The sequence below is a fragment of the Nonomuraea sp. NPDC049158 genome (genome assembly GCF_040648335.1).
Lineage (GTDB): Bacteria > Actinomycetota > Actinomycetes > Streptosporangiales > Streptosporangiaceae > Nonomuraea.
This window is the reverse complement of record NZ_JBEZDM010000080.1, coordinates 1-7,183: the sequence shown is the minus strand read 5'-3', so window position 1 is coordinate 7,183 and position 7,183 is coordinate 1. Positions and strand designations below refer to the sequence as shown.

Below are 7,183 nucleotides of genomic sequence, written 5' to 3'. Positions count from 1 at the left end.
TCGGGCGGGTAGTTCTTCATCACCATCAGTGACATCTCTTCCCCTGGACCTCAAGATCCAGTCTTCGAGGTGTCCTCGTTCAAGGGGGAATGCCCGTGAACGACCAGGCCGATGCTGAGGAACTGGACGGTGTGGCTGAGCTGGTTCACGAACTGGGGTATCTGCCGCTGGCAATCGAACAGGCTGCCGCGTACCTGCACCAAAACCAGTTGTCCCCGCGCGCCTACTTGGATCTGCTAACCAAGCATCCGGCCGCCATGTATGACCAGGCCGCCCACGGCGCGGCTGCCGAGCGGACCGTCTCACGCATCTGGCGCCTTACCTTAGATCGACTCAGCGACAACCCGCTAGCCGGGCAGCTATTGCGCATCTTCGCCTGGTACGGCCCCGAGCCTATTCCACGTTCCCTATTCGATGACTTGGCTCCCATCCCCCAACTTCAGCAGGCACTAGGGTGCCTAGCCGCCTATAATATGATCACCCTCGAGAAAACGGCCATCACCGTTCACCGACTGGTCCAAGCTGTCGCACGAATTCCCCACCACAACGATCCACACCGACAACCCGCCAACCTCGATACCGCCCGCAGCTACGCCACCGACCTACTCTTGGGAGCATTGCCCAAAGAGGCCGAGTTCCCTGAAAGCTGGCCAACTTGGCGCACGCTGCTTCCGCACATCATTGCCCTGTCCAACCAGGTGCATCCAAGTTCTGACACTTATGACAGTGTCCATCTGTTCAATTATGCAGCTATATTTCTTCTCGATCAGGGCGCCATCACGCCTGCCCTCGGCTATCTGGAACGTGCATACCACGCAGCTGAGCGTATTCTGGGCAGCGATCATCCGAACACTCTGAATTCGCTCAACAATCTGGCCCACGCTTACCAGGTCGCGGGGGATCTGGATCACGCGATCCAATTACACGAGCAGACTCTGAAGAATCGGGAACGGATCCTGGGCAGCAACCACCCCAACACGCTTCAATCCCGGAATAATCTGGCCTGCACCTATCGAGCAGCGTGGGATCTGGAGCACGCCATCCCACTACACGAGCGGGCTCTCGCTGAGCATGACCAGATTCTGGGCAGCAACCACCCCGAGACCCTCACCGCGCGGGACAACCTGGCCTATGCCTACCAGATGGCGGGAGACTTGCACCGCGCCATCTCCCTTCACGAGCGGACCCTCGCCGACCGCGAGCTGACCTTTGGCAGCGACCACCGCTTTACCCTTCAATCCGAAAACAACCTTGCCCTCACTTCAAGCGGCAGGAAATCTGGACCGCGCCATCTTCATGTACGAGCGCACCCTACGCAAGCATGAGCGGATCCTGGGTAGTAATCATCCTGACACCCTCATCACGCGCAGCAATCTAGCGCTCGCATACAAGATGACGGGAGACCTAGACCGCGCTTTTCCTCTCGGTGAACGAACCCTCACCGACTATGAACAGAACCTCGGCAGTAAACATCCTGCCACCCTTCAGGCCCGCAGCAATCTGGCCACCATCTACCAGGCGACGGGAAACCTAAGCCGTGCGCGTTCCCTGTTTGAGGCCGCGCTGGCCGATTGCGAGCGTGTGTTGGGCGATGCTCACCCTTTGACACAGGTCGTTCGTGCTCACCTGAGATCGTTCCGCTAGGCCGTGTTTTATTCGTCGGCGAGGGATCCGGTGCACGATCCCGGAACCGGCCGATCAGGCCGGCCATCGCCGACGCCGGGGAACGGCTGGCGGGCGGCCTCCAGCCTTTGACCGCGAGGACTACAAAGCCCGGCACACGGTCGAGTGCGGCATCAATTGTCGCCTGGAATAGTTGCTTGAGGCGTACCTGGGCGCGGTCATTGCTGATTAGGTCCCTGCTATGTATATCGAAGCTGACTGTTCCTGCCGTCGTAGAACGCACGCTTGTCGGCGATCCCATTCGGTGCGATCACTCCGTAGAAGAGTCAGTGCGGAATGCTGGGCAATCATCCCTTGCTTCGTGTCGAGGCGAAGAGCAGGTACAGCCGCGAGGGCGACCCTCGGCTAGGAACTGCTCCGTGACCTGTACGTCGGTGCCGTCACTCCGCCATGTCGTCTTTTCAAACTCTAGGATTGGGTTATCGGCCACAACTTCATATTGCACAGTCACATTGTCGAGCTGGAAAGACAGAGTCGCCGTGGATGGAGTGAACATCTCGCGCACCCCATAGAGCTTTTCGAGAAGATATACGACGTCCCCGTCACTTGCATCCACGATGCGGGACAGCGTGCGGTAATCAATGATCGCCTGTGTCTGGGATTCCTCTTCAAAGAACATGCCTGAGTTCTGCGATGTCACGATAAGAGTGCGAATCACTATCACCCCGTCCGTTAGGGGGTTTGGATCCGCGGAAAGGATTCGGTTCACGATGAGCTCGTAGCCCGCTCTGGTTGAAAGGACACTTCGCACCTTGTTTGTCTGTTTGAATGCTTTTGTCAGACTGTCTTGGCGGAGTGCCCTGAGATAATCCTTTGCCCAGAAAGCGGGCAGTGTCGCCTTCACTTCGCAGGCGAACACACAGTAACCGAGCGTAGGTTCTCTTGAAATAACGAGTAGGTCAATGTCGGGTGCCTGGGGGTCTACATCCCTTAGATGGACGTTAGATAGAGTTAGAAAGCCAGCTTCCTGGAAGAAAGAGGCACAGTGGGAGACCAATGCAGTACCGAGTGGGCCAGATATATGCGTTGAAAAGTTCGCTGGAGATCTCGATGCCTGAGCCCTCAGAAGTTGAGTGTACCCGTCCTGATCTATCATCCTTTCTGCGATTATGAAGTAGTCGGGGGAGTCGGGATGATCTATTATGCCGTAGTTCATTGGGTGTGGATCATTTGTAATAGGGCCGTAGGAGATGTCCGCTAGAATCAATTCCACCACGCTGGCATCGATCCCCGTATTAATGGAGATCTCTGATACTAGGCCGGATTTTGAGAAGGTGTAGGTTGGCCAGGGCAGATTATTTGCGCGGGCAAAGTATCTATGATATAGCGCTTTTTCGAAGAGGTGCTGATATGTCGCGCGGAAATCTGCGTAGGTGTAGCCGTTCAGTTCGATGACGTCATCGATGGCATCGAGAATAGAGAACTTGCCCTTGAGTCGGAGGTCAGCTTCTCTTCTGATAAGTGGGAACGCGTGTTGAATGTGAGGGCCATCTCCGAGTTCTTCTTGACCGCGAAGGGTGGTGCAAATCTCTGCCGCGCTATCTTTGAAGCCGTGGATCACATCGGCCCTGTCTAGGTATACAGCGTTCGCATATGCCATAAATTGGCGAGGTATTGATGGGTCGAAAAACTTGATGCGAATACTGTCGGGTGAGAACTCCCACTCAAACGAACCTGGCGAGTTGTATGTATAGTAGAGAATGTCGCGAGCCATGTAGTAGTGCGACATGAAGATTAAGTCTTCCAGGATGCCTTCGATGGGCTCTTCTGGTGGAGGGTATTTTGCTGTGGTCCGTTTTTTGATCCAATAAGGAAGGGCGATCTCCAACCCTCTCTGCAGAGTGTTGGCCATGGGGAGCCAATCGTTTTTGTCTCGCTTCCCTGTATAGGCTGCCGAAATTATTGTCACGGCATGCATTATGGAATGTACTGGGTCCGCGTCTAGGGCCTTCATGCTTGCTAGTTTGCGATCAAGCTGCGACTCGAATTGATTTATTTCCTCAAAGTTGTCGGACATCTATCGGCTCTCATCTTTCGCATTAGATGCAGTTGGCGTATTTGAGTCAATATTAGCGGAGTGCGCGGCTTGTCGTGCTTATTTTCCGATATTCCGGTGGGTTGGCATCCCGGACAGGACCTGGTGCAAGAGCGGGAAGGCGCCATGGTCATCGATCCGTCCGGTTGTGTAGTTACCTTTCTGTGCAACGCGGATTTGGATCATTGGTCAGGTTGGCCCTCTGTGCCCGCGGATACGGCGGCCGGCCCGACTGGTCATGCGACGGCGTGGGAAAGTCGTTGCGGATCTGCGGGAGAATCGGGAAACAGGCTGGCTCCCACATCTGCCTGGTGAGTCTCCGGGTGACTCTTGCCCATTGTCCGCCCAAGCGCCTCGCTTGTGACAGGACGGCGGCGAGAACTTACAGGTCGAGGGGAAAGCGTGCCTGGTTGATCTGCTGGTCTTCTAATCCGACGGTCGCAGGTTCGAATCCTGCAGGGCGCGCTTTGATCATGTCCTGACCTGTGGTTATGTGGAATCGGATGCGTTCTAGAATTTTCGTCTAGCGCTTGCGTGCTCCGTGCGTGCTCGCGCGCACCAACCCTGTACCGCTCGAATATTGAGTTACGTCGGCTGAGCTGCGGTTAAGCGGCGTGGCGGTATTCGCTGATCATGCTGGCAACTACCGGTTTTCGGCGGATGGATCGCAGGTCGTTGAGGTCGGTCACGTCGTGAGAGGGTTGCGTTGCGATGTCCAGAGGCCGTTGGCGCCGGGACTGGTGCGGCCGGTGCCCGTTGTAGTGGATCAGATACTCCTGGAGCACAAGGGCCAGGTGACGTTCGTTGAGGATGAGGATGCGGTCCAGGAGTTCGCGGCGCAGGGTGCCGATGACGCGCTCGCAGATGGCGTTCATTCTCGGTGTCCGCGGCATGGTGGTGATGTCCCGCAACCCTTCGGCTGTGAAGACTTCCCTGAAGGCGGAGTTGAAGAGCGGATCGCGATCGTGGATCACGAACCGCAGCCCGGCGATGCGATCACGCAGGTCCATCACGAGGTTGCGGGCCTGCTGCACTGTCCATGCCCCGGTGGGGTGCGCGGTCACACCGGCCAGGTATCGATACCCGCCGCGTGCAGGATCTCCCACACCGTGGAGGCCGCGATCGGATAACCCAGGCGGGCCAACTCGCCTTGGATTCTCCTGTGCCCCCAGGTCGGGTTCTCCCGCGCCATCCGACTAATCAGTGCCTTGACTGGTCGGCGGGTGCATGGCCGTCCCGGGCGCCGTCTATCCGTGAAGGTCCACTTACGCGCTACCAGGTTGCGATGCCAGCGTAAGATCGTCGCTGGCGTGACCGGGAACACTTCCGCCCACCGGCGGCGGCGAACCAGCCTCGACAACGCCGCAAGCCAGAGCCGGGCGACGTGACGCCACCGCGGCCGGCCACCGAGCTCACGGCGCAGCACCTGGTTCTCGTGGCGAAGCACCAGCAGCTCAACATCCTTCGACAGATCAGCGCAGACCAGCACCGCCAGCAAGCCGAACAAGCCCCTCACCAATCGGTAGACAAACGCCAACAACACCTCGCGATCGTCGCAGCCGCCGCTCTGATCGCGCAGCAACCCCCAGCTCACAGCATGAAACCGTGTTTTCGAGCGGGACACCATGCACCCGGCGATATCCCCACGTCGGATTCTCCTTCGCCAACCGCACTACCAACCCCCGGACCCCCTGCTTATCCGAGGGCGGCCGGACCGGCTCGGATACGTCCACCGGCATCGGACCAGGCGCCGGTGCCAGGCCAGCAGCGTGCCCGGCGTCACCAGTCGATGCGCAAGCAGGGCAGATGGTAAGAGCCGGGACAGCGCGGCCAAGATCGCTCGGTCGGCCCAGTCCGGCTTCGGCCGGGTGACTTGCCTCCGCAGTACCGCCACTCATGTCGAAGCACCATGATCTCGACGTCCTTCGCCGCCTCGCCTCGGCCCAGCACCAGCCAGCCGAACGCCCGGAGCACGATCAGGTAGAGGAGACGGAGAGGCATAAGAACCGATCTTGCCCGTACCGCCGCATCAGGTCGACCTGCAGGTCAAGCACCCTGCGATGACTTTTGAAGCGGTACAGGCCGAACGAGACGGGACAGGGCAGGCGCATGCGGGTCGCCACACCGGATCGCCGACTGACGCCATCAAGAAGCCGCAGGTCAGGCACCAACTCCAAACACCGAGCCCCGCAACGTCAGAGCAGGCCACGTAGTTCTCGGCACCCACCATGCCCGCCGGGGAAGCTTGACCTGCGGCACGTTCGTGAGCTCCGGTCACCCGGGAGACGGCAGCGGGCACGGCAGGATGACCCGGTGTATTCGTTCGCCTGGGCTGGTACCAGCTGGAAGCCATGTTGATCTTGCCGGAGAGTCGATCAGGTGAAGTGCCGGTTGCGGTGAAGGCCTCAGGTGACCGATTCCCGTAGCTTGTTTGGATGCGCATCCGGATATACATCCGGCCGCCACTCGTGGACGTTCCTCAGGAAGAATCCGTATTCCTGACTCTCCGCGAACCTCCGGCGCAGAAGGTCGGGATGAAGGCCGGCCTGGCCCAGGAGCAGAGCGCGTAGTACCCAGCGCAACGACAACGCGACGGTGAGGTATCGATCTACATCGCCGTCCTCCAGCCACCCAGGGTTTATTTGGTGTGCGAAGTCATTACGGGCTCCGTAGACGAGGGTCTTCCACTTGTTCGAGCGGCCGGTGACCCCCGGCACGAGCGCTTCGGCGTCAAGCGCCAGTTGATTGAGCCTTTGTCCGTAGCCGGGTTCATGCATATGGCCGAGGAACCCCTTGACGGCCTCGGCGGCGGACTTGTCGACCTCCTTGACCGCCTCGGCTGCTGCCTCGCGGATCTGAGCCGCGAGCTCAGGGGAGAAACGCTGCGCGTCGGGGAAGAGCCGCCGGTGTAGCCCTTCGGAGATCGTGCTGAGGATCAGAACCTGGGTCTCCAGGGGAAACGAGGTTGTGAGGACACTCGCCACTCCCGCAGGAAGGGGACCGAGGGTTTCGACACGGTCCAACCACGCCCCGATCACGGCAGGCGACAGGTCAGTGAGAGGCAGCAGGGGCTGCGACGGGAGGGCGAGGTCGTCACCGTGCTGGGAAGGACTGTGGACAGGCCACCAGGGCGCTTGGGAATGCTCCTGAACAGCGAACTCCATCACAGTTACGGGGCGTGCGGTGGCAAGCTGAAGCAGGGTGACGAGTGGCTGCAGGTATGTGCGCTCCAGGATGTGCATCCCGACTGGCGGCAGATTCGTCAGCACGAGCTGAGGCTCATCCGAGAAGTCCTCCCAAAACAGCTGGCCACCATTGCCGAGCTGCACGGGGGCGCTTGCCGTATTGGCTGCACGGGTGAGCGTCTGCAGGCCAGGGCCGAAGCGTTCTCAGGTCGTGAGACCGAGTAGGTGCATGCCATCGGCTGGGTGGCTGCGGTAGTAGTCGGCGGCGGAGGCGATGTTG

The 7,183-nt window shown here is 59.3% G+C and carries 6 protein-coding genes; 2 read left to right on the top strand and 4 right to left on the bottom strand.

All coding sequences use genetic code 11. The annotated features are described in order from the left end of the window. Positions 1-95 precede the first annotated feature (95 nt). Together AB0B61_RS57210 and AB0B61_RS57205 are read left to right on the top strand one after the other, a co-directional pair. The gene (locus AB0B61_RS57210; RefSeq protein ID WP_358450739.1) at positions 96-1,325 is read left to right on the top strand and encodes a tetratricopeptide repeat protein; all 1,230 of its coding nucleotides are present in this window, start codon (positions 96-98) and stop codon (positions 1,323-1,325) included. Continuing rightward, the gene (locus AB0B61_RS57205; RefSeq protein WP_358450736.1) at positions 1,297-1,644 is read left to right on the top strand and encodes a tetratricopeptide repeat protein; all 348 of its coding nucleotides are present in this window, start codon (positions 1,297-1,299) and stop codon (positions 1,642-1,644) included. Before AB0B61_RS57210 ends, AB0B61_RS57205 begins: the two co-directional genes overlap by 29 nt. A gap of 289 nt (positions 1,645-1,933) precedes the next feature. Here the strand turns inward: AB0B61_RS57205 and AB0B61_RS57200 are convergent, their stop codons facing one another. The 4 genes from AB0B61_RS57200 to AB0B61_RS57185 form a co-directional block, all read right to left on the bottom strand. Next, on the bottom strand, positions 1,934-3,637 hold the full coding sequence (locus AB0B61_RS57200; protein WP_358450733.1) for a hypothetical protein: 1,704 nt from the start codon (positions 3,635-3,637) through the stop codon (positions 1,934-1,936). 686 nt (positions 3,638-4,323) lie between these two features. Continuing rightward, positions 4,324-4,782 (bottom strand): integrase core domain-containing protein, encoded by a 459-nt coding sequence (locus AB0B61_RS57195; RefSeq protein WP_358450730.1) that lies wholly within the window; start codon positions 4,780-4,782, stop codon positions 4,324-4,326. Beyond that, entirely contained in the window at positions 4,779-5,345 is a 567-nt protein-coding gene (locus tag AB0B61_RS57190) for a hypothetical protein (RefSeq protein WP_358450727.1), read from the bottom strand. The genes AB0B61_RS57195 and AB0B61_RS57190 overlap by 4 nt, the downstream gene beginning before the upstream one ends. Positions 5,346-6,123: 778 nt before the next feature. Further along, on the bottom strand, positions 6,124-7,047 hold the full coding sequence (locus tag AB0B61_RS57185) for a HEPN domain-containing protein (RefSeq protein ID WP_358450724.1): 924 nt from the start codon (positions 7,045-7,047) through the stop codon (positions 6,124-6,126). Positions 7,048-7,183: the final 136 nt, after the last annotated feature.